The sequence below is a fragment of the Kosakonia sp. CCTCC M2018092 genome (assembly GCF_003864115.1).
GTDB lineage: Bacteria > Pseudomonadota > Gammaproteobacteria > Enterobacterales > Enterobacteriaceae > Kosakonia > Kosakonia cowanii.
In genome coordinates, this window is record NZ_CP034225.1 from 4,742,131 (window position 1) to 4,766,000 (window position 23,870).

Below are 23,870 nucleotides of genomic sequence, written 5' to 3' on the forward strand. Positions count from 1 at the left end.
AAAAGGCATAATGCCAAAATCGGAATCAAAAACTATGTGTGGAATTGTAGGCGCAGTCGCGCAGCGTGATGTTGCAGAAATTCTTCTCGAAGGCTTACGTCGCCTCGAATACCGTGGCTATGACTCTGCCGGTCTGGCAGTCGTCGACGAAAAGGGTCATATGACCCGTCTGCGTCGCCTCGGTAAAGTGCAGATGCTGTCGCAGGCGGCGGAAGATCATCCGCTGCACGGCGGAACCGGTATCGCGCACACCCGCTGGGCGACCCATGGCGAACCGTCGGAAGGAAACGCGCATCCGCACGTTTCTGAACATATCGTTGTCGTGCATAACGGCATTATCGAAAACCATGAACCGCTGCGCGAAGAGCTGAAAGCGCGCGGGTATGTGTTTGTCTCCGAAACCGACACCGAAGTGATTGCTCACCTGGTGCACTGGGAGCTGGAACAGGGCGGTACGCTGCGTGAAGCGGTACTGCGCACCATCCCGCAGTTACGCGGTGCCTACGGCACGGTGATTATGGATACCCGTCATCCTGAGACCCTGCTGGCCGCGCGCTCCGGCAGCCCGCTGGTTATCGGTCTCGGCATGGGCGAAAACTTTATCGCTTCTGACCAGCTGGCTCTGCTGCCGGTTACCCGTCGTTTTATCTTCCTCGAAGAGGGTGATATTGCGGAAGTGACCCGCCGTAGCGTGACGATATTTGATAAATCTGGCGTGGAAACCAAACGCCCGGATATCGAATCCAGTCTGCAGTACGATGCGGGCGATAAAGGTATCTATCGCCACTACATGCAGAAAGAGATCTACGAACAGCCGAACGCCATCAAAAATACCCTGACTGGCCGCATCAGCCATGGCGAAGTCGACCTCAGCGAGCTGGGACCGAACGCGAACGAAATGCTGTCGAAAGTCGAACATATCCAGATCGTCGCCTGCGGTACCTCTTACAACTCCGGTATGGTCTCGCGTTACTGGTTTGAATCGCTGGCCGGTGTGCCGTGCGATGTTGAGATTGCCTCAGAGTTCCGCTACCGCAAATCCGCCGTGCGTCGCAACAGCCTGATGATTACCCTTTCGCAGTCCGGTGAGACGGCCGATACGCTGGCAGCGCTGCGTCTGTCGAAAGATCTGGGTTACCTGGGTTCGCTGGCAATCTGTAACGTGCCGGGCTCTTCGCTGGTGCGTGAATCGGATCTGGCGATGATGACTAAAGCCGGTACCGAAATCGGTGTTGCTTCAACTAAAGCTTTCACCACCCAGTTAACGGTGCTGCTGATGCTGGTGGCGAAACTGAGCCGCCTGAAAGGTCAGGATGCGTCGATTGAGCATGACATCGTGCACGGCTTGCAGGCGCTGCCGAACCGCATTGAGCAGATGCTGTCGCAGGATAAACGCATTGAAGCGCTGGCAGAGGATTTCTCTGACAAGCATCACGCGCTGTTCCTCGGCCGCGGCGATCAGTACCCGATCGCGCTGGAAGGCGCGCTGAAACTGAAAGAGATCTCCTATATTCACGCCGAAGCCTACGCCGCAGGCGAGCTGAAACATGGCCCGCTGGCGCTGATTGACGCGGATATGCCGGTTATCGTGGTGGCACCGAACAACGAACTGCTGGAAAAACTGAAATCCAACATCGAAGAAGTGCGCGCCCGCGGCGGCGTGCTGTATGTCTTCGCCGATCAGGATGCCGGTTTCACCAGCAGCGACAACATGCACATCATTGATATGCCGCATGTGGAAGAGACGATTGCACCGATCTTCTACACCGTGCCGCTGCAGCTGCTGGCCTACCACGTTGCGCTGATTAAAGGCACCGACGTTGACCAGCCGCGCAACCTGGCAAAATCGGTAACGGTGGAATAACGCCTCTCTGCCACCCTGAAATTAGCAGGCGATAAAAAATCCGGTATCACCCTTCAACGGGTGTGCCGGATTTTTTTATCTTCATCTCACGCTCCCCCTCCCCCTCTTCTTCTGGCACGTATCAGTTTAATACCTGATGGTTGCTCCTTTTTATCTTCCTGATAATGCAACAAACACGGCAACTGTCATCGCAAGGAGAAGCATCATGGATGTTGGGCTACTGGTAAACAGACTCGCAAGCCTGGCGCACCAGGCGGGGGACGCCATTAACGACAAGATGAGCGGCAGCGATCTGACCAATCCCGAAGCAATGCTTCAGGCGCAGTTTGCCGTGCAGCAGTACTCCACGTTTATCAACTATGAGAGTGCGATGATCAAAACCATTAAGGACATGCTCAGTGGAATCATTGCCAAAATCTGAATGGCTCAGTGACGATGAGCGTCGTCTGTTACTGGAGATTATGTTCGCCGGAGCTAACCACAATCTGGTTTTGCAGGTGCATACCATGTTACCGGCGCTACCGATGATTGTTCCGGACAAACAGCTTCAGGCGGTATGTCTGGCGATCCTGCTGGCAGGGCTAAATGAGCCACTAAAAGCAGGGCAGATCCTTGACCGGGTTGATCTCCCTGAAGCGGTAGCGCTCCGGCCTTATTTCTTATCTCCGTGGCGAGGTGTTTAGCGATGAATATGGTTAACCGGCAAGTATTTCCCATAGAGCAGACGCTGATAGCGGCCGATGAAATAGCGACGCAGCCGCAGGCGGATCGCTTTCACCGACTCTTGCTGGGCGATTTGTCCGCACCTCCCTCGCCGCAAGAGATGTTAACCCGGCAAATGGATACGGCGGGCTTAACGGTGGGGGTCGATCTGTGCGCCAAACTCTCTGGCTCCGTGTCGCAATCCATCAATAAACTGGTGAATATGACATGAAATGGATACGCAGAGTGAGCCTGACCTGCCTGGTCCTCTTCCTTACAGCTTGCCGTATGGATCTCTACCATTCGCTACAGGAAGAGGAGGCAAACCAGATGCTGGCCATCCTGTTGCAGCATCACATTGATGCGGACAAAAAAAAGGAGGAAGGCGGCATTACGCTAAGCGTTGATCACTCCCAATTTATCAATGCTGTTGAATTGCTGAGACTGAATGGTTTTCCCCGGCGCAATTTCGTTACTGCCGATGCGATGTTCCCCCCCAGCCAACTGGTCGTCTCGCCTATGGAGGAGCAGCAGAAGATCACCTTTTTAAAGGAGCAACGTGTTGCAGGCATGCTCAGCCAGATGGACGGTATCGTCAGCGCCTCCGTCACCATTGCTACGCTGCCGACTGAGGGGGAAAGCAGCATTCACCCCAGTTCCGTGGCGGTATTTATCAAATACTCACCGCAAATAAATATCGACTCTTTTCGTACGAGCATTAAGGACCTGATTCAAAAGTCGATTCCAGGGCTTCAATACAACCAGATCAGTGTTTTGATGCAACCGGCTGAATTGCGCATGGTTGCCGGGAGTGAAGAGAGCCAGACAGGGGCAATCAACACGTCTGATGGGGAGATAATGCTGTGGTTGAAACGATACTCTCGTCAGTTAGCAATCATGATGTTGGGGCTGTTGCTGAGTCTGCTCAGCCTGCTGGGGTACCACCACTGGCGCAAGCCCTGACCCAACCGGACCCGCTTGTACTGCAACTTTATCGCTATATGTGGCAGCCAGCGCGTTATGCCTCTCCGGCGTGGTTGTTAACACTGGGTTTTCGCCCGCCTGATGGCTGGCATTATGGACATTCGCCGCTACGGGATCGAGCCCTCGATCGCGCTTTGCGCAGCCGGTTGCGGCCGGTAATTATCCCTGGCGTGTTGAATGAGCGTGAGCAGCGGCTGGCGCGGCTGGCTCCGCGGATCGTCACTTACGCCCTCGGTCTGGGTTTAGCGATCCTTGGCCGTACTGATTACTTTATGTTGCCCCATTACCGACAGGCATTTTTACCGTGGCTTACTGAAGCTGAACTCTGGCGTCTGTATGGCTGGCTGGGGCCAAAAAACGGCACGTTGCTGGCACCGTCGGTCGTGGTCGATACAGCGCTACAAATCGGCACCCTGAGTTTGTACCGCCAGGCACGACATGATCCGGTCTTACATGCGCTGCTGATCCTGTTGCCGCCTCCCCAGCGCGCGCTGTGGCCGAAGCTCCCCTCTGGTGCGCGCGCGTTTCTGGAGCACTTACTATGAATTTTTCGGCGCTGCCCCTCCTTGAGCTTGAGATAAATCAGCGGCCCGGGCCGCAAAAGATCCTCGACCCGCAATGGTTGCGCGCGCAAATCAACCTTTGCAGTGAAAAGCAGCAGGATGAAAAAACATCCAATAGCCTTCTGAAGTCTGCCAGACGAAAGGCGGAAAAGATTGTGCGCGACAGCGTGTACGCACAACTTAAGCAGCAGAAAAAGTGGGAAGCGGAGAACGCGATCCTGCGGCGAAACCTGCTGGAGCAACTGGAGGGTGAATGGCTGGCAAAGCATGTTAAGTGTTTATGCGATGAGGAAGCCAGGCACCGGCTCTGTATCGACCAGGCTGCCGATTTTATCCTGCGCAGCCTCGAGCAGGTGTTGAGCGCATGGTTCGACCAACAGCCGATCGACAACACGCTCTGCCATCGGCTGGCGAAGCAGGCGCAGTCGATGGCGAAAGAGGGCGCGCTGACTTTACGTATTCATCCTGAAAAACGGGCGTTGATGCAAGAACACTTTGGCCAACGGTTCACGCTGGTTGAGGAGCCAACTTTCACACCGGACCGGGCTGAACTCTCCTCGCCGCACTATTGTGTTGAGTTTTCATTGCGTAACCACTTCCACCAGTTGCTGGAGTGGCTACGCAGGGGCAATGACCCTGGAGGCGACGATGAATGCCAACCTCAATGAAGCAAACGCGGCTTCTTTTCCGCAATCCGCCACCAGCCCGCCTGCAGCAGAAGAGGAGGCTATCTCTCCTGCCTCGCTGGCAATAGAGGAGCTGCAGGAAACGATGGGCTCAGCCATCTATGAAACGCTTGAAGAGTTGGGGATGGCGCTGAGCGGCAAGCTTTGGGAAGAGAAAAAAATGCCGGGGACGGGAGCATCAGAGCGCAGGCAGCAAGCCTTGCTGCGTCTGGTGAAACAGGCGCAGGAGACGCCGGGTTTGATGTTTCGCCCTCCTGGCGCCAGTGCGGGCGATTGCCCGGAGCTGGAGAGGGCGCGGCAGATCATCATTATTGCCTCGGCGCTGGTGGCCGGGAGCATGCCGCCGGAGAAAAAACGCGCCTTCCAGTCGCGGTTAGATGCGCTAACGGCAGAGGAGGGATGGGAACTGGCCGTATGCAGTGCGATCGAACTGAACAGGGTTGACTCCTCTATGCTCTCCTCTCTGAGAAGGCTTATGCAGCAATCCATCGATGAAGATGAGATCCCTCTGTCCCAGTGGTTTCAACGGTTGGCCGGCTGGCCCGATCGCCGTGAACGGGTACGCATTCTGCTGCGAGCCATGGCGTTTGAACTTAATGCTTGTGTTGATGCTTCGCAGCAACGGCGATTAGCCGCCGTGCTGGTACGGCTGCGTCAGTTGCTGCTCTTCCTTGGCCTGGAAAAAGAGTGTCGGCGCGAGGAGCGCGTTTGCCAGCTTGCTGCTGGCTCACTCCTGCCTGTGCTGCTCGATATCATTGACGAACGCTGGCTTTTTAGCGAGTGGTTGCTGAATAGCCTGACGCCGATCGTCACTTCTTCCCGCATGCTTAATCGTCTGCTCCATCAACTGGACGCCCTTTTTACTCTGCTACCCGATCGCTGCTTTAACGATGACGATCAGCGGGAGCAAATCCTCGACACCCTGCGTCAATTGAAAGGAGTTCAGGCTTTACCCTGATGCCGCCTTTCCTGCCGATCTGTAAATCTGTGAGCTAATTAAGCCTGACAGTGGAGCGGCACAATGGAGTGGGATCTGGTTACCAGGCGCAATATGCAGCTTTTTATCCGCCTGGCGGGATTAACGGCCTGCCCGTTAGAGACGCAGATGCAGTGGCGACAAACGCACTACCAGACTCATCTCGGCTATCGCCACGGGCGGGTTAGCCTTTGTCAGCTATTCCCCCACTCTCCTTTTGATAAAGAGAGGCTGCTTACGCTATTAAGCCGCTGGGAACCCGCGTTTTTCTACGGCATCCCGCAGCGGCTGTTCCAGGTGCGGCAGGGGCTGGTTATCAGCTGCTCAATGCCCTGCGGGACACTGGCCGAACTCTGGCTGCAACTTCATCGCCGACAAATCGCCTTTATGGAGCCGCAATGAATATTCGCCTGGTAAAGCGAGCCACATTACAGCAGTGGCTCAGCGCCTGCGCCGAACGTCAGGATATCGTACTGGCGACGGTGCTGATGATTGCCATTGTGATGATGCTTCTGCCCCTGCCGACGTGGATGGTGGATATGCTCATCACCGTTAACCTGATGTTTTCAGTAATTCTGCTGTTAGTTGCCACCTATCTTAACGATCCGCTGGATTTGTCCGTCTTCCCTTCGTTGCTCCTGATCACCGCCTTATACCGCTTGTCGTTAACCATCAGCACTGCCCGGCTGGTGCTGCTTCAGCACAACGCCGGACAAATTGTCGATGCATTTGGTCGCTTTGTGGTCGGGGGCAATCTGACGGTCGGCGTGGTGGTGTTTGCCATCATCACCATTGTGCAGTTCATTGTGATCACCAAAGGTACCGAGAGGGTGGCGGAAGTCTCTGCCCGCTTCTCTCTTGACGGTATGCCCGGTAAACAGATGAGTATTGATGGCGATTTACGCGCGGGGGTGATTGATGCGGATCAGGCCCGCCACCTAAGGCAGCATGTGCAGCGTGAAAGCCGATTCCTTGGAGCCATGGACGGTGCCATGAAGTTTGTGAAAGGCGATACCATCGCGGGCATTATTGTGGTTCTGGTGAATATCATTGGCGGCATTATTATTGCGGTTGTGCAGTATGGCATGCCCCTTGATGAAGCCGTTCATACTTACAGTGTGCTCTCTATTGGCGATGGGTTATGCGGGCAGATCCCCTCGTTGCTGATCTCCCTCAGCGCGGGAATTATTGTGACTCGCGTGCCCGGCGAAAAACGCCAGAATCTGGCATCCGAGCTCTCTTCCCAAATCGCGCGTCAGCCGCAGGCGCTGCTGTTAACCGCCCTTGTGCTGCTCCTGCTTGCCTGTATACCCGGTTTCCCGTTTGTGACCCTGGCGTTTTATGCGGCGCTGCTGGCATTGCCGCTGCTTGTTCTCAAGCGCAAGAAGATAAATGGATCGGTGGAGGACGCAGGAAATAGGCCGGAGAGAGGGAGCATGACGCCAGGTGCCTGTCCTTTGCGGTTACGTCTGACTCCTGCATTACACACTGCCGACCTCGTTCGCGACATCGACGCCATGAGATGGCGGCTGTTCGAATCTTATGGTGTGCCACTCCCGGAGGCGAATATTGAGGTGAGCGCGGCTGAATCCACACATCGGCTGAGCATTCTGCTCTATCAGGAGCCGGTTTTCTCACTCTCCATCCCGCCTGATGCGCATTTCCTGTTACAGGGCGAGGCGCCAGGTATTGAAGGTGAAAGTCAGACGTTACCCGACGGGATGGGGAAGATCAGCTGGCTTTCGCAAACGATGGGGGAAAAGGCGCAGGGGCTTGGCTTTGCTGTAGTTTGCGGCGCTCAGCGTATTACTACAATGCTGGAATGCGTGCTTGTGCGGCACATGGCGGAGTTTATTGGCGTTCAGGAGACGCGTTATCTCATGGATGCGATGGAAAAACGCTACTCCGAACTGGTAAAGGAGCTGCAACGGCAACTTCCCATCAGCAAAGTGACCGAAACCTTGCAACGACTGGTTTCGGAACAGGTTTCAATCCGCGATCTTCGCCTTATCTTCGGCACGCTCATTGACTGGGCGGCGCGTGAAAAAGATGCGCTGATGCTAACGGAGTATGTCCGTATCGCGCTGCGACGCCATATTCTGCATCGGCTTAATCCTGATGCAAAAGCGCTGCCCGTCTTACGCATCGGCGAAGGCATTGAGAATATGATCCGCGAGTCTATCCGCCAGACGGCGATGGGCACCTATGCCGAAATATCGCCCCGGCACCGCTCCCTCATTCTCCAGCTTGTTGAACAGGCTGTGGAGAAAACCCCGCGCTTATTGATAGTCACATCGGTGGATACACGGCGCTTTCTACGAAAAATGACCGAAACGACACTCTTCAGTGTGCCGGTTTTATCCTGGCAAGAGCTGGGTGAGAGCAGCCTTATCCAGGTGATTGACAGCATTGATCTCAGCGAAGAGGCGCTAGCGGAACATGATGAGTGAATGGTTACGCAGCCGGGCGGAGACCGCTCCACCCGATGGTTATCACCGACAGGGCCGTATTCTGCGTGTCAGTTCGACACTGCTCAATGCGTGGCTGCCTGAGGTTTTTATGGGGGAGTTGTGCCGCATTCAGCCCGGCGGCGCACTCGCAGAGGTGGTGAGTATCAATGGCGGAGAAGCGCTGTTGTCCCCTTTTGCCAGCACCACTGGTTTGCACTGTGGTCAATCCGTTATTCCGCTGGGACGCCGCCACCAGATCCCTGTCGGCGAGAGTTTACTGGGGCGGGTTATAGATGGTTTCGGTCAGCCTTTAGAGGGCGATCCGCTCCTGGCGGTGAGTTGGCGGGATGTTGACTCAATGCCTCCACCTGCCCTGTCACGCCGCCCTGTAGACCAGCCGTTGATGACCGGCATTCGCGCCATCGATAGCACCCTGACCTGCGGTGCCGGACAGCGAATGGGCATTTTTTCCGCGCCCGGCGTCGGGAAAAGCACCCTGCTGGCGATGTTATGCAATGCCCCTGATACGGACATCAACGTGCTGGTACTGATTGGCGAGCGTGGGCGGGAAGTGGGTGATTTCCTTAACGTGAGTTTAGCGGCGCAGGCGCGCCAGCGAAGCGTCATTGTTGTTGCGACAGCCGATCGTCCCGCGCTGGAGAGAATGAGAGCACTCTCGGTGGCGACCACCATCGCGGAGGCTTTTCGCGATAGCGGTAAGCATGTACTGCTGCTGGTTGATTCATTAACACGCTATGCCAGAGCGGCGCGAGAAATCAGCCTGGCGGCAGGTGAACCTCCCGTTGCCGGCACGTTTCCCGCTCGTGTCTTCAGCACATTACCCAACATTCTGGAGCGGGCGGGCAGGACGGAAAAAGGGAGTATTACGGCGTTTTACAGCGTGCTGGTGGAGCGGGATGACATGAATGAACCCCTGGCAGATGAGGTTCGCTCCCTGCTTGACGGTCATATTGTTTTATCCCGACAGCTTGCCGAAAGGGGACATTTCCCCGCCATTGATGTGCTGGCAAGCCTCAGCAGAGTCATGCCTGACGTAGTGAGTGATGAGCACTGCATGCTTGCCAGCACGCTACGGCAATACCTGGCGACGTATCAAGAGGTGGAACTGTTGGTGCGGATTGGCGAATACCAGCGTGGACAGGATGTGGCGGCCGATCGTGCTATCGACGCGCATCCGGCTATCTGTACGTTTTTCCAACAAAAAAAGGAGGATTTATGTCATACAGAAATGCTTCTGGAAAAAATGAGAAAGTTCATAGCGACCTGATTTTCAGTCGGTTACTGAAGATTAATCAGTTACGCGAAGCGCGATTACACAGGCAAAAACTCCTTTTTGACAAGCAGCAGCACGCCCTGCTGTCTGAGATGCAGCGTTGCCGATCAAGCCTTGCAGAGGTGACCCTGCGCTTGAAAGTGTTACTGAACTGGCAGGGAATCTCAGCCGGCCATGCGCTGATGGAGAAAAAACGGAAGATGGCGGCGCTATTCAGCCAGGGACAAAAGCTGCTGGCGCAGCAATGGCAGCTACAAGATCACCAGCAGCAACTTGAAAACCAGCGCAGTGAAATTCAAAAGGGGCTCATTTTGCTGATGAAAAAAAATGAAAAAATAGCCCAGGTACTGGCAGATGAACGTCATCAAAGTTGAAGGCAGTATCGACCCGTTACCGGAGATGCCCTTTCAGGAGCACAAGCCTGAAATTGGCGATGCGCGCTTTACGCAGTTGATGTTTCGCATGCCACCGCCAGCGGCTAACCGGTTATCACGGCAGGCGCGCTATCGCGTTTCAGGCGGGCAACTCGATGGCGTAGAACTGGTTGTCAGCGAACATGGGCAGACAATTTGGCTTTGCGTCAACGTTGATCGCCCGGTGCTTTACCGAACGTTAAAAGCGTTAAAAGGATGGCTGGAGCATCAGCTGCAGTGTCCCGATTATGCTCTCTCACTGGAGATTCATTATGTTGCGAGTGGCGCATGAAGAACGGCCGTGGATGGATATCTTCACCGCGCAGGCTGTGACCGTGGATGCGCTGGACATTACGGTGCGGGAATGCCCGGCGCAGGAGGGGGTGCTGTTTTCGCTGATCTGCAAAGAGAGATTATGCGGAGTTTGGCTTGCCGCGGATGGCTGGCAACGCTGGTGTGAAGCGGTAGTGGGTACGGATGATATGGCCGCGCTCGATCCCCTGTTGCTATACGGCATTGCAGAATGGGCACTTTCGCCGTTATTGCACACTGGCAACGCGGTGCTGTGTCGGGATCACCCTCCACTGCTTTGCAGCGCCCTACCCCAACAGTTGGCCCTTTGTGTCGGCTGGCAGGTTGATAAGCATGATTTTCATGCCCTGCTGTTTGACTGGCCGCCCTTTTTTTGGCAATCGCTGGCCGCGAAAGCGCCCCCGCCAGTGCGGCAAATCCACCCCTGTCCGCCGCTATTTTTTCCTCTGTACATTGGCTGGAGCGAACTTACCCTGGCGGAAATGAGCACTATTGAAACGGATGCTGGCGTGCGGCTGAGCTGTTTTGGCAATGCCCGTGCGGGCATGTTTGCGGTTGTATTGCCCGGCGGCATTAGCGCCCGGGTCTGGCTGACGACGGAGAAGACAATGAAATTTGAAGAGTTGGTTGAGGATATTGAGACGCTACTCGCGACAGAGAGCGGGATCGTTATGGAAGAGACGACACAATCTGTCGACGTTGACCAGATTGCGCAAAAAATAGTCTTCGAGGTTGGGCAAGCCGCTGTTGAACTCGGGCGCTTACGTCAGCTACAGGCGGGGGATATTTTGCCTGCCAGCGGTCATTTTACCCCTGAGGTCACGCTGCGGCTTATCAGCGGTCAGGCAGTCGGGCGTGGGGAGCTGGTCGCCTGCGGCAGTGAGTTTCTGGTTCGCATCACGCACTGGTTCCTGAAGAAGGATACGGTGAATACCTGATCGCGCCAGGCTTAACGGAAGCGGTATTTTTGCTGCCTGTCATGCAGGAGGAAATACCATGACGTTATCCGACTCTCCGTTGCAGCTTATCGCCATTCTGTTTCTGCTTTCGCTTCTCCCGCTGGCTATTGTCATGGGAACCTCGTTTCTTAAACTTGCGGTGGTGTTTTCTATCCTGCGTAACGCGCTGGGGATTCAGCAGGTGCCGCCGAATATGGCGCTTTATGGCCTGGCGCTGGCGCTTTCTCTTTTTATCATGGGGCCAACGGGATTCGCGGTATACGCGCGCTGGCACCCGGTAGAGAGCGCTGGCGCGCCCTCGTTGAGGGCTAACTGGGATAGTGAAGCGTTAGCGCCTTATCGCCGTTTTCTGCAGCGGAACGCAGAAGAGAGCGAAACTCGTTACTTTCAAAACATCATCAGTAAAACCTGGCCCGAGGAGATTAAGCGGAAAATTAAACCCGACTCATTATTGATCTTACTGCCGGCATTTACTGTCAGCCAACTGACGCAGGCTTTTCGAATTGGCTTGCTCATCTACCTTCCTTTTATCGCCATCGATCTGCTGGTCTCAAACATCCTGCTGGCGATGGGGATGATGATGGTGTCGCCCATGACCATCTCGCTACCATTCAAGTTATTGATATTTCTACTGGCGGGTGGATGGGATTTGGTCTTATCGCAACTGATGCAGAGCTTCTCATGAACGAGGCCGAATTGACGCATGTCACGACACAGCTCTTGTGGATTGTCCTTATCACCTCGCTGCCTGTCGTATTGGTCGCCTCCGTTGTTGGGGTGATAGTCAGCCTGGGCCAGGCGTTGACCCAAATACAGGATCAGACGCTGCAATTTATGTTAAAGCTGCTGGCCGTCGCCGTAACGCTGATGCTCAGTTATCCCTGGTTTGGCGGAATATTGCTCAGTTACACCCGCCAGGTGATGCTGCAAATTGGTCTTCATCACTAATTATGGAACAGCTGAATAGTTGGATAGTCGCACTGGCTCTGGCGCTTGCGAGGCCGCTTGGCATGTCGCTGATGTTGCCGGTGCTGAGAAGCGGAAGCCTGGGCAGCGCACTCCTGCGTAATGGCATCCTTATTTCGCTCACCCTCCCCATTTTGCCTCTGCTGCACACGCACCTCGGCGGATATGACGTCAACGACTGGCGTTGGCTTAAATGGATCCCCGGCGAAGTGGTTGTTGGTCTGTTGCTGGGTTTTGCTTCCGCGATACCCTTCTGGGCGGTCGATATGTCGGGCTTTCTGCTGGATACGTTACGTGGCTCGACCATGGCAACGGTATTCAATCCCGGGGTTGGCGTGCAATCCTCACTTTACGGCCTGCTCTTCAGCCAGTTCTTGTGCGCGCTTTTCTTTATTAGCGGCGGCATGAATCTGACATTAGGCGGGCTGTATGACTCTTATCACTCTCTTCCGCCGGGAGAGACGCTTTTTTTTAATCACACCTTTTTGACCTTCATCCAGGCGGAGTGGCAGAGGCTCTATCGTGTCTGCCTTAGCTTTTCGCTACCTGCCGTAATATGCATGGTGCTCTCTGACCTCGCATTGGGATTGCTGAATCGCTCGGCGCAGCAACTGAACGTATTTTCTCTCGCCATGCCGGTAAAGAGCGCGCTTACCCTAATCATCCTGCTGTTAACGCTGCCATACGCTTTTCATTACGCCCTGGCCGAGGGCGACAAACTCTCTGCGTCTTTAATGGCCTGGTTTGCTAATCATGAGTGAAAAAACCGAACATCCGACGGAGAAGAAACTGCGCGATGGCCGTAAAGCAGGACGAGTGATTAAGAGTGTTGAAATCACCTCCGCGTCGCAGTTAACTTTCTTTTTTTTATATTTCCATTTTTTTATCGATACGCTTATTCAACGTACCTCGGCACTGATATTGCTGGTGGTGAAATCTGTCAACAAACCGTTTGTGTATGCTTTAGGGCAAACCGGCTCTGCGGTGGTCGTTTTTTTATCCGCGACGATACTGCTTTTTGCGGCTGGTCTTATTTTCGCTACCGTAACAGGGGTAATGGCGCAAATCGGTTTTGTGTTTGCCACAAAAGCGGTGGGGTTTAAAAGCGACAGGGTGAATATCGTTAATAACTTTAAGCGCCTGTTTTCACTTAATAGCGTGATCGAATTATTTAAATCCACTCTTAAAGTGATTTTCCTGTGCCTCACTTTTGTCTTTATATTTTATTCGTCGACCAGGATTTTTCGTGCCCTGCCCTATTGTGGGATAGCCTGCGCGCTGCCGGCGTTTTACAGCCTGATAAAGTGGATGTGGGCCGGTTTGCTGGCGTTTTATGTTGTGCTTGGCGGGGTTGATTACGCGTTTCAAAAGCATAAGACGTTGAAAGAGCAGCGGATGAGTAAAGAGGATATTAAGCAGGAACACAAAGATACCGAAGGCGATCCGCAAACCAAAAGCCGCCGTCGGGCGCTACAGCATGAGATTCAAAGCGGTAGCCTGGCGCAATCCGTCAAACAATCCGTGGCCGTCGTGCGTAATCCAACACATTTTGCCGTTTGCCTTGGTTATCACCCTACTGAAATGCCCGTGCCAAGAGTGCTGGAAAAAGGCAGCGGTGAACGCGCAAGCCATATCATCCAGCTGGCGGAGCAAAGTGTGGTGCCTGTTGTGGAAAATATCACCTTAGCCCGCGCGCTCTTTTTTGAGGTTGAGCGCGGCGATAAAATCCCCGAATCACTGTTTGAACCGGTAGCGGCATTGCTGCGTATTGTCTTGCAGATAGATTATGAGCATTGAGTAAACGGTGGCTGGCAGGATGACATCAATGAAATAGCAGGTAAGGAAAGAGATGCTCCTTACCTGCTGATGCGTTAAGAGAAGTTAGTCAGGGATGTGGCAACAAAGATTTTCAACAGTGGCTCTGAGAAAAAGAGTGTTTCATTACCCGCTGCTCTTTTAGCTCGGGGGGCATTACCCGTCCGATCGAGTTTGGCGATATCGAAAAGATACCAGGAGAGAGTATCGGCATTCTCCAGAACGATATTCGTCATCAACGCCGGGTTATCTTTAATCAGCTGATTTGCCGCCGGCCCGTCAAGAGGGTCGATTTTAAGATGCCTGTAGAGGCGTCCCATGAACTTATTCGCAATATCATTCCCTTCAATACCTTTGGTCTCAACGATATTTTTAATCTTCTTAAAAATATTTTGCGGATCCTTAGCGATTGTTGAGTCATCAAGGGTGTAGGCGGCATCAATACTTGAGACGGCCAGATGCGAATGTTCATGAATTAACGTGTCAACTTGCAACCTGGCAACCTCAGCACGCTCATGTTCCGGGGCGCTCTTAATATTAAAAAATTGGTCGTTGACGATGTAGATGGTATTACCCCGGTCACCCTGTATAGCAAGAGCAACTTCCTTATCATCACCAAAGTTGACATTACTTTTGTATACGTCGGGTTTAACCGGATCTTTGGTTAGCTTGCTGGAAACAATAACGAAGTTTTCATAGTTCTTCGCCTGACTCTCCTTAATAAGACCATGTACGCGTGTGCTAACCTCCTGTAGTCGGATCCTTACCTGGTCGACAATATTTTTATCGGTATTATCGACGGCATGAGTGAGATATTGATCAATAGCATTTTCATAGTCAGGATCATGGAGCTTCATAAAACCCTGTTCAAGCGTTGAGATAGTATCCGTTAACGCGCTTGTCAGCTGTTGCCGGGTTTCTACGATATAGGGCGGCGCTTTCTTACCTTGCTCACTGGTGGTATCCAGGCCGCGGAAAATATCATAAGGGGATTTCTCATATTTGCCATCAAAGATCTGCTTTTCAATAATATCGAGGCTGGCGCGTGACAAATAATTTATATTTGTCGGCAAGGGAACAAATTGCGTGATACTACCCGGAGGAATAGTTTTTCCTGTAATACGCTGTTGGCTGGTTGAAGGTATTGACTCGGCCGCATCGGATTCAAGCCATACTGCGGGACGATGGACTTCGCCGGAAGCGCGCCCCATGAAAAGGTGAAGTTCAACCCTTTTATCGGGATAGATATTGGAGACTCCTTGTAGCAGGCGTTCTGAGGTTGTTGAATCGGAGGTGATTTGAATAACGTTTTTATTGTATTTACTTGCCAGGTGATAATAGCTTTGCGACATGCTATTAAATGACCAGATATTGTAGTCATCGATAGATTCTCTACCATAAGTCACTTCTCTCTTGGGTAGCCGGCCTTCGAGTAAGTGCTCCATACTGTTGCGGTACAGATTTAAATTTCGTCCTTTAGCCGCATAAAAAGATACCTTCATATTCGCCGGGACAGTGTAGAAAGAATTCAGCATCTGACCATAGCCCTGTAAATAGAGCTCAGGAGCAGCCGTTGGCAGGTGATAAATATTAAAATCAGGGAATTCAATGCGTGTTACCTGGCCAGGCATCGGTATAATCCGCTGAGCCCCTGTGGGAACCAGTTTGTTAGTAACAGTATCATATTTGTAGACTTCGCTGACTTCGGTACCAGGGGTATTCAACTGGTAGAGGTCTAAATCGCGGTTATATTCAATAGTATTGTAATAGCCGACGCCATCAAGTACGTGTGTAATCTCCCCCGAGTCTGGATCATAGTGATAAACCTGACGGAGATCTTGCTCGGATCCCAGTATCGCCACGCGGCCGCTTCTCCCGATAAAATTGAATTCATAATATTCATGATCATAGTAAAAAAGAACTTTGTCATCCTCAGTTAAATATAAGTTATTCTTTCCTTCAACCGTGTAAATAACATCACTCTTTGCGGGTGTGAATTTATCTAAAGCATGGACTTCCATTATAGATGAAACAGTGGCGTCGGTGCGGGTGTCAATTTGGGGTTTGGTAACCATCATCCCACGCTGAATACCATATTTCTTTAACCAGGAGTGAAGCCGCATACTGTCCTGAGTGTTAGCCTCTCCCCAATAATAGAGATCTTCGATAAGTAAAGGCATAAAGTCATCGGAATTAGCAATGCACTGGAACCTGAATGCTGGATCATTCTCAAACATATATCTAAACTTCTTACCATTTTTTGCAATGTCAGCAAAAAGATCGGTGTGGGCGGCATAGGTCGGGGACTTTCTTATATACCGTGATACCACCTTATCTATATTTTTGGCATATTCATCCGGTAGCTTTCCTGACTCAATGGTATCTTGTAGATGGTGATAAGCATCCCTGATGTTGATATAAATTCCATTTTCCTTCGGAATATCAATTATCGGAGAAGACATTATTGTGGATTTTGCCAATTCTTTAATAATGGCAGCATTTAAATCATGGGGTGTGGTGTATTTTGCATTATCGCCAATATCAAGCATGTCTATATTTACAAATAAAGAATCCGCATTGTTAGGGTGAGCGTAAGTAACACGATCGGTTGTTCGCGTGTATTGGATATGCTTGTTCTGAGACTTGCTGGTAACTGAAACAAGCTTTATTTTTCGCTTACGCAATCCTTTAAGGATGCTGTCGACGCGTTGATATAATGACGCGTCAACGTCGGAAATAAATACAGGTGAATGATTATCCAGTACCTCTTTAAGATAATCCTCGACCAGCGGGTTATTAAAGTCATCTGGTCTGAGTGAATCCAGAACGGAAGGAAGCATACGCTGTTCTAAATGGTTAATGATATTATTCACCGTTATTAAGCCTTCACTGACGTAGGGATCGCTTGTTTTGGGTGGCGGAGTCAAATCATAGAAGGTGATGGTGTAATCGGCGTTTTTCAAAACATCTTCAGAAAAGAGCGCTTTTTTAGCCGTGCCTTGCAAATCTGCCTCGGATAGCGGCTGGATCGGCTCGCGTGGGATTCCCGCTTCTTCGGGCATCTCGACATATAATTTCCCACTCAGTCGTGTATCAGTGGTTAATTCTTGCAGGGTATCGATATCCTGCATTCCGATATAAGGCACATTTCTAATATGCTCCACGGCTTCATCGATACTGCCCCCTAATCTATTAGAGATAAAGGTAGGCATATCGACGAGTTTTATGGGGTTTTCATCGTGAACGCTGACAATGGTTGTAATAGTGGGTTTACTACTATAAAAATCACTTCCTGATTTTACCTTCACACAAGGATAACCGGTTGGGTTGTTAATATGATCTTCGTCCATTATCTCCGCATAGAAATATTTTTTGTTATATCTGAAATAATACTCTTGCGTGCTTTTACTCTGGTACAGGTAGGGAATAGTAAACTTCCTCGTTACTTCCAGATCAGCGGGAGCAGGGACATCGCCGCTTACTCTTTTCAGCAGTCGATGTAGATTTTTTTCAGGGCGAACATCAGTTCGCAGACAGAAAGTGCCGAGACCCGGCGAGCGTGACGGGCGGCACTGCACGTATTCAATTGGTGTCTCCTCTGCTTTCTCTCTGCTTAGATACCAGACTTTATTCGACGACCAAAGCTTGATGTCATTAGTTTTTTCAAGCTCTGCTTTATATTGTATATGCAACTCATTGTTTGAGAATTTAGTTACCACGAATGGGATATTATCAATTAACAAACCAGTATGAAGGTGGCTATTATCTTCATAAACTCCCTTGCCAAGTGAATGGGGAAGATCCATTCCCGCTTTAGAAGCAACTTGATTAAGATGATCCAGTGCTGCCGATTCAATAAGGAATGTGCCATCATTTACCCTGGTGTTTTTAAAGGTAAAAATAACATCATCTGCCTGTTCAAGCTTGAAATAACCCTTCTGGTATCTTACAGCCGAGTTGTCATATCCGGTTAATCGGTATCGGTTGTTGTCTATTCTTTCAGTTTTATAATATTTGTTATTATGTTTGATATAGGTGCGACCGTCGCTATCAAAACTGATGCCATTACTATCTTTCATCGGTCCAATAGCATCGTTAGCGAGATCGGTGGGTGTAATGTTATTTTTATCGAGAAGAATGGCAAGATTCCTGTCCATATTGGCTGACTTAGCCTCAAACTCCCAGCCGTATTGGTTTCTGATGAGTATGCGCTGCTCCTGATATGGCACAGACTCAGCTGTGGTGTAGGCAAAAATATCATCGCCCATAAATTGCAGCCGCGCCGGAATAAACTCGATGTCGATGAAGACCCCTGTAATATCAGGCTTGCGAGGTATCTTTATGGTGAAAATATCGTGTTCACCGAGTTGTATCGTTGCATCATTGCTTAATTCAGTAAGTAATATTCTGTATTTTTCCTGATTTATTGTGGAGTAGGTATCGTCAATCGTTCGTTCCGTCATTTCCCACTTTTCATTCCACTGGTTGAACCGGACAAAACGGTAACGTCCCTTGGCATCGCTGATCATCAGATTTTGCTCATCTTCAGTAATCAGCAACGGGTATTCCACTCCATCTACCTCGATGATTTGTTTGCCATTTTTATAGGATTTAAAGCGTTTAGTGAAGATTTGCTCTGGTGTTTCAGTGGAGATTTCTGGCGGCGTTTTTGCCGGTATTTCGGGTACGCGGCCCTTAATATAAGGAGCCGGCAAAGCTCTGAGCCGTTGTGAACCCTTGAGAGTGGGGGCACTAATACGGGCAAACGTCATAGCCTGTAATATGGCATTCAGATACAAACTGAACCTTTCTGAGAGTGTGACCTCTCTACCTTCCAGGTCGTTAGCTAGTTGTTGCAAAAATGGACCTACAATGGTTTGCAGGACAAAAACGGGCCACATTTGAGGAATCATCATCAATGTCGTAAATATTGTATCAAGCACATCTGCCCTGTCAGCCAGCCATTTAGCCTCTTCCGGAGAGGGGCAATCTTTATTCTTAATATCCAGGTGATAGATTTCCTGCCACGCTAACGCATTTTCAGTGAAGGGCTTTTGCAGCGATTTTCCTATGTTTCTTAACTCTTCCGAGAACGTCAGATCTTTTTCGCCAAGACATTCAAGCCCGGAAATAACAATTGAGGTGACATTGCCGTAGCCGGGCACAAATACCTTAGATTCATATCCTCGGAAATCCGAGTCCTCATCGGGAAGAAATACATCATCGTGAGCGCCCGGAATATAGCTCTCGCCACGGCGTCTCTCATGTTCCAGATCGGGTTCCGATTCCGGCAGATCATCGCGAATTAGCTTGACCGCTTTCTTATGCACACCATTATTGACCTCTGGCTCAGGGGTTGTCGTACTGTTTATTGATTGTGGTGGGTTCGCTGCTTCAGAAGGTGACGAGGAGGGTAAAGGGGTCATCGCTATTTCACCCCGTAACAAGCCATATCCTTTTCGCCAGGCGTCTGCCAACTTAGAGTTATCACGTTTGGAAGCCAGAATATAAAAGGTATCAAGTGATAGTTGCGTTATCCACGGCGCTGAATAACGAATAATCCAGGCGCGGAAAGTGGCATCGTTTTTTATAATATAAGCCAGTTTTTCGGCTGCCAACAGCGTGTCAACATTTGCACTGTATGCAGGAATGGTTTGCAGGTACGTTTTGCTTACCTGCTGTAAATTTTTCAACTGTTCTGCGGGAATTTTATTCTCTCTTAAATGCTCACATATTTCCTCTAAGGCATTATTGAAGGGAATATAGGTGCCGTTCGCCTTGCGAATATCTACAGTGTCGCGTGTGATCCCGGTAGCCTGAATCATAATTTGCATAAGTTCAGTAATGAGTCGGATTTGTGCATCTTTCTCATCGCCAGCTTTATCCATATTTATATAAATCTTATGATCGTAAGAGGACATATAGACCATATCGCCTGATGCCTTCTCTTCATCCGTAAGGTTTATGCTTCTGCCATGGATTAAATAGACACTGTGCCTTTTAAGATTTTCATCGCCTTTATTAAGGCATTGTCGCCATGTATCTATAAAGTCAGAGAGATATTCATGACTATTAATATTAAGCGCTTTATTCAGGTGATCCCGGATACTTGCCCAGTATTGATGATTATGGTGCAGAGAATCTTCAAGGAAATTAAAGATATCTTCTTTAACAAATCTGATAACGTTGACTGCGGTTTTTTGAACATTTTGTTCGCCTTCGTTAAGGGTCGACTTATCGGCGGTCAGCTTAAAAAACTCAAGCTGTTTTCGGGTTATGCGGGGGGGATAAAGTTTGGCTATTGCCAGCTGTCTTTGACGAGACGTATCCGGTGGACGCCGCTTTCTCGCCACGACCTCTGCGGGCAGCGCGACATTTATCCTGCCGGTGGTTGCTCGCGCCTCACTGACCGCGTCTTCGACGGCGTCTATACCGGAAAACGCTCGCCAGGGTCTGTTCTCAATTAACAGGCTGGCTTCTCGCTCACTGATATTGAACCTTTCAGAGAGTGCTGTTTGCTGCGTTTTAATCTCAACATGATTTCCCTTATTTTCCAGCACAATAGTCGTCAGAGCTTTAGCGCTGTTGAGTAAATCCCCATGACTTAAAATGCGCAGGCTATGCATTCCGCCTGGGTTGGTCGGGTCCGTCGCATCAATAAACGTTGCGGGAAAGAATCGTCCTTTATATAAAAACCAGGTCGAGTTATCTTTTTTATTCTCCCACAGGACGGGCAGTGTAAATTTATCTTTCTTACTCAGGTTGTCTGTTAATGGGTCGAGATCGCTGGTTTTATTCTCATCGATGTGATTTTGTAATAGCCGATCAAGTCTTTCCTCTGTTTTTACATACGTATATGAAGGCCTGGTATCTTCAGGCTTCATAGTGTAATAAGAGTAAACTGAATTGTACTTATATCTGGGCTGACGATCTTCGCTTCTTACACGGATCCAGGTGTCTCCCTCCAATTGTAATATCAGGGGGCTGGTCTGGATTTTATCACGTCTTTCTAAATGTATCCGATTATCACCAAAGTATTTAACTTTAAATCGGGCATTGTTCACCAGAAAGGCGACGACTTCAAAAGATCTTGGGTCTTTATACAGGCCATTGGCAACCATAAATCCTGAAGAAAAATCTGTACGCTCCGCATTTTCCGTAATGTAATTGAGTGCTTCGGTTTCAATACGGAATGTGCCAAGTGGTGCTTTCTCTACTTTATTCTGTAAACTACGTAACACTTCCATGTTGTTTGTTAATTTAAAGAGCCCTTTTTTATATTCGATGGTGGTTTTTACATCATGCCAGAGTGAATAACTATTGGTGGAGAGACTGACTACTGGATAATAAAAATAGTTGTTCTTGACATAAAATTCAGCGTCCCGGCTCATGCTGACACCATCAGTATCTGTCGCGCCGATATGCTGTTTAGCCGGGTTGATAATATATCTGCCCTGGCTTTCCAGCATTATCTTTACGTAATCATCCATGGGGGAAGAGGCGCGCTCAAACTCCCAACCATAATCACTTTTAACAAGGACTCTCGGCTGCGCTTTTGTATCCGTGTAAATAACTTCGTCCTCAATGCTTCCCCATGAGGGAATAAAATCACCGGCAATAAAAACGCCCGTAATGTTTTTTCCTGCGGCAGTTTTTACCGTCGCCCTGTCGCGCACGTTGTCAATCGTGATATGGCTTAGTGGCGAAATGGCTGTGCGATATTGCTCTCTGTTTTCTCTGTTAGCTGCTGAATAGCCGGTGTTGAAGCTTTCATCTACATGTTCCCAGATTTTGGCATTCTGGTTGAAGCGGATAAAACGCATTTTACCGCCATCAATGACGAATGGTGTGTCATCTTCCAGCGTCCACAAGCGTAAACTTTTGCCGTTGATCGTGACAAAGAGATACCCTTCGCTGGCAGTGAAACGGTCATCAAGCGGCTTTTCACCGCTTCCCTGATAGAGGTCACGACACTCTTCCATGGTTAGCGTTGGGCGCAGCACTGACATTGCCAGCGAAAGCGCCTGCTGACGCCGCTGTTTTTTCTCCTCTCCCGTGAGACCAAATCCCTGCAGGCTGTCATTAATTTTATCGGTCAATGGATCGACGATGCTCCTCTGTACCGCTTGTGAACGCATCCCTTGTTTGAGCATCTGTTGCACGATGGCATGCGGTTGCGGCCTGGTAAGGGTTTGGGAGAGCGCCACGGGCAGAGTGGAGCCATAATAGAGGCCATGATTGCGACGGTCGGCGCTGTCAGGCTGCGCGACGCTTTTCGAGCCTGCCGTAAAGTATTTATAGAGACCCCAACCCAGGCCTGTAGCTGCGCCGACAACGGAAACCGCCCCGATGATGGAACCTGCTCCGGGTACCCATCTATTTTTGTTAATGACGGCTGGAAGCTGCGCGCCCACGGTTACGGCGACAGGAGCCATCAGCGGTGTCATTTCGATGTAGGTCTGTTTTCTGCCGTGGGAGGCGGCGGGCGGGATCTCAATTGGCTCCTCGCCTTGCGCTTCAGCCGATGCCGCGGCGGCCGGCCTACGTACCACATGTAGAAAACCCTCTGTCTCGGTCTGGCGAACTTCATCCACCGCAAGTTGTGTGGGGCACTCTGTGGTTACGGTAGTGCGAGGGACATTTTCACAAGTCCATAAATCACGGTTATATCGCAGCTTATAGGTCGGATCGCTGACGCACTCATAAAGGGTTCCGTCGTCAATGCGCATTTTGCATTCAGATGGCGCGTTTAAGGACATGCGCCCTAACTGGTTCCAGTAGAGGCTGGCGCGTTGCAAGATCCTCTCCAGATAGATGGGGAGTTGCAGGAGCGAGCGTTGCGGCATCGGATTGTTGTTCCGCCAGTAATGTCGACCGGCGATAGCCAACAGCGCCAGGGCAGTGAAGAACTGATCGTACGCGGCAGCATTACTGCCTTCAGCCATCTGGCCGTCGTCAAGATATTCTCTGATGCTGTGTCGGATAAAATTCGCGGTGCTGGCGAGGATATTCCCTTTGATAAGCCAGGAGGATGCCAGGGTTAATGAACTTAGAATCGCTAAATCGAGGTTCTTTCTCTCTTTGACCGCCGAATAGAGATGCTGGGCCATCATGACAATTTCCAGGGGCAGCGTCGGTAAAACTTTCGCCAGCCCGGAGAGGAAGAGTTCGCTCTCTTTGACCTCACCATAATGAGAAAGCAGCTGTTTCAGGCATCTTTTACAATCTTCGGTAAGCGAGACGGCTTTTTCTGACGTTTCCTGCGCGTCGTACCAGACCTCCTTCTCCGCTTCGACGTGGTGGCTGTCATCGCCTTCATACCAGTTCCGCCAGCGCTGCCACAGCTCATCGGCCTCTTGTTCGATTATATCTGCCAGTTCAAAGCGGAAATTTTTTACCTCATCATCAGTAACGTTTTCGCCATTGCACTGTTTTACCGCTGAGAGTACCGCTTTGTAGAACGCAGCTTCTCCTTCAACTGCGATAAAAGTATTGTTCACGCGGGCAAGATAACGATCATCATCAATTCGGATCTCGGCGGGGGGGTGATCACCCTTTGTGAACGTCTCGGTATTAACAGGAGACAATGTCCCTTTTTCCGGGTCAGATGCCACGAAACTTTCGCCACTGGCGTGGGTTAAAACCAATGTTTTTCCATGGACTAATTCAGGGTGCGCTGCCGCAGCCAGGCAGATAAATATAAAACCCGGGGGCTCACTGGATGAGCGTATTTTTTCCGCATACTCCGCTATCTGAAAACCCTGCTGGGTTCGCGGTTTATATTTTTCCTCCTTCAAAGAGGTCATTGCGTCTTTACTGTAATCAGGTAAAAGACAGCTTTGTATGCTTTTATTTTCAAATGGCATAATGATGCTCCTTATATTGA

Annotated in this window: 19 protein-coding genes; 18 read left to right on the forward strand and 1 reads right to left on the reverse strand. The window is 50.6% G+C overall.

Annotated features, from left to right (window positions below; all coding sequences use genetic code 11):
* Window positions 1-34: 34 nt before the first annotated feature.
* The 18 genes from glmS (at window position 35) to EH164_RS22400 (ending at window position 13,966) form a co-directional block, all read left to right on the forward strand.
* Window positions 35-1,864 (forward strand): glutamine--fructose-6-phosphate transaminase (isomerizing), encoded by a 1,830-nt coding sequence (glmS, locus tag EH164_RS22315; protein WP_124971079.1) that lies wholly within the window; start codon window positions 35-37, stop codon window positions 1,862-1,864.
* A gap of 205 nt (window positions 1,865-2,069) precedes the next feature.
* Complete coding sequence (gene sctF, locus EH164_RS22320; protein WP_124971082.1) at window positions 2,070-2,285, forward strand: type III secretion system needle filament subunit SctF; 216 nt, start codon at window positions 2,070-2,072, stop codon at window positions 2,283-2,285.
* Window positions 2,263-2,547 (forward strand): EscG/YscG/SsaH family type III secretion system needle protein co-chaperone, encoded by a 285-nt coding sequence (locus EH164_RS22325; RefSeq protein WP_124971085.1) that lies wholly within the window; start codon window positions 2,263-2,265, stop codon window positions 2,545-2,547. Before sctF ends, EH164_RS22325 begins: the two co-directional genes overlap by 23 nt.
* Window positions 2,548-2,549: 2 nt before the next feature.
* Window positions 2,550-2,798 carry a type III secretion system inner rod subunit SctI gene (sctI, locus tag EH164_RS22855; protein WP_124971088.1) on the forward strand — a complete coding sequence of 83 codons (249 nt, stop codon included), beginning with the start codon at window positions 2,550-2,552 and terminating at the stop codon, window positions 2,796-2,798.
* Window positions 2,795-3,529 carry an EscJ/YscJ/HrcJ family type III secretion inner membrane ring protein SsaJ gene (gene ssaJ, locus EH164_RS22335; protein ID WP_124971091.1) on the forward strand — a complete coding sequence of 245 codons (735 nt, stop codon included), beginning with the start codon at window positions 2,795-2,797 and terminating at the stop codon, window positions 3,527-3,529. The genes sctI and ssaJ overlap by 4 nt, the downstream gene beginning before the upstream one ends.
* Window positions 3,530-3,567: 38 nt before the next feature.
* Window positions 3,568-4,095 (forward strand): type III secretion system domain-containing protein, encoded by a 528-nt coding sequence (locus tag EH164_RS22340; protein ID WP_124971093.1) that lies wholly within the window; start codon window positions 3,568-3,570, stop codon window positions 4,093-4,095.
* On the forward strand, window positions 4,092-4,781 hold the full coding sequence (sctL, locus tag EH164_RS22345) for a type III secretion system stator protein SctL (RefSeq protein WP_124971095.1): 690 nt from the start codon (window positions 4,092-4,094) through the stop codon (window positions 4,779-4,781). Before EH164_RS22340 ends, sctL begins: the two co-directional genes overlap by 4 nt.
* Window positions 4,762-5,757 carry a SepL/TyeA/HrpJ family type III secretion system protein gene (locus EH164_RS22350; RefSeq protein ID WP_370277294.1) on the forward strand — a complete coding sequence of 332 codons (996 nt, stop codon included), beginning with the start codon at window positions 4,762-4,764 and terminating at the stop codon, window positions 5,755-5,757. The genes sctL and EH164_RS22350 overlap by 20 nt, the downstream gene beginning before the upstream one ends.
* 63 nt (window positions 5,758-5,820) lie before the next feature.
* A complete protein-coding gene (locus EH164_RS22355) occupies window positions 5,821-6,177 on the forward strand; it encodes a type III secretion system protein SsaM (RefSeq protein ID WP_124971102.1) in 357 nt (118 codons plus the stop codon).
* Window positions 6,174-8,225 (forward strand): EscV/YscV/HrcV family type III secretion system export apparatus protein, encoded by a 2,052-nt coding sequence (locus EH164_RS22360; protein ID WP_124971105.1) that lies wholly within the window; start codon window positions 6,174-6,176, stop codon window positions 8,223-8,225. The genes EH164_RS22355 and EH164_RS22360 overlap by 4 nt, the downstream gene beginning before the upstream one ends.
* A complete protein-coding gene (locus tag EH164_RS22365; protein WP_124971108.1) occupies window positions 8,215-9,513 on the forward strand; it encodes an EscN/YscN/HrcN family type III secretion system ATPase in 1,299 nt (432 codons plus the stop codon). The genes EH164_RS22360 and EH164_RS22365 overlap by 11 nt, the downstream gene beginning before the upstream one ends.
* On the forward strand, window positions 9,462-9,893 hold the full coding sequence (locus EH164_RS22370; protein WP_124971111.1) for a type III secretion system protein SsaO: 432 nt from the start codon (window positions 9,462-9,464) through the stop codon (window positions 9,891-9,893). The genes EH164_RS22365 and EH164_RS22370 overlap by 52 nt, the downstream gene beginning before the upstream one ends.
* On the forward strand, window positions 9,874-10,224 hold the full coding sequence (locus EH164_RS22375; RefSeq protein WP_124971114.1) for a type III secretion system protein SsaP: 351 nt from the start codon (window positions 9,874-9,876) through the stop codon (window positions 10,222-10,224). The genes EH164_RS22370 and EH164_RS22375 overlap by 20 nt, the downstream gene beginning before the upstream one ends.
* Before the next feature lie 13 nt (window positions 10,225-10,237).
* Window positions 10,238-11,182 carry a YscQ/HrcQ family type III secretion apparatus protein gene (locus EH164_RS22380; RefSeq protein ID WP_241174990.1) on the forward strand — a complete coding sequence of 315 codons (945 nt, stop codon included), beginning with the start codon at window positions 10,238-10,240 and terminating at the stop codon, window positions 11,180-11,182.
* A gap of 58 nt (window positions 11,183-11,240) precedes the next feature.
* The gene (gene sctR, locus EH164_RS22385; protein ID WP_124971120.1) at window positions 11,241-11,888 is read left to right on the forward strand and encodes a type III secretion system export apparatus subunit SctR; all 648 of its coding nucleotides are present in this window, start codon (window positions 11,241-11,243) and stop codon (window positions 11,886-11,888) included.
* Entirely contained in the window at window positions 11,885-12,151 is a 267-nt protein-coding gene (locus tag EH164_RS22390) for an EscS/YscS/HrcS family type III secretion system export apparatus protein (protein ID WP_124971123.1), read from the forward strand. The genes sctR and EH164_RS22390 overlap by 4 nt, the downstream gene beginning before the upstream one ends.
* Complete coding sequence (locus EH164_RS22395; protein WP_124971677.1) at window positions 12,151-12,930, forward strand: EscT/YscT/HrcT family type III secretion system export apparatus protein; 780 nt, start codon at window positions 12,151-12,153, stop codon at window positions 12,928-12,930. Before EH164_RS22390 ends, EH164_RS22395 begins: the two co-directional genes overlap by 1 nt.
* The gene (locus EH164_RS22400; protein ID WP_124971126.1) at window positions 12,923-13,966 is read left to right on the forward strand and encodes an EscU/YscU/HrcU family type III secretion system export apparatus switch protein; all 1,044 of its coding nucleotides are present in this window, start codon (window positions 12,923-12,925) and stop codon (window positions 13,964-13,966) included. The genes EH164_RS22395 and EH164_RS22400 overlap by 8 nt, the downstream gene beginning before the upstream one ends.
* A gap of 74 nt (window positions 13,967-14,040) precedes the next feature.
* On the opposite strand, the gene EH164_RS22405 is transcribed toward EH164_RS22400, so the two are convergent.
* Window positions 14,041-23,850, reverse strand: coding sequence for a hypothetical protein (locus EH164_RS22405; RefSeq protein WP_124971129.1), 9,810 nt, complete (start codon window positions 23,848-23,850; stop codon window positions 14,041-14,043).
* Window positions 23,851-23,870 lie beyond the last annotated feature (20 nt).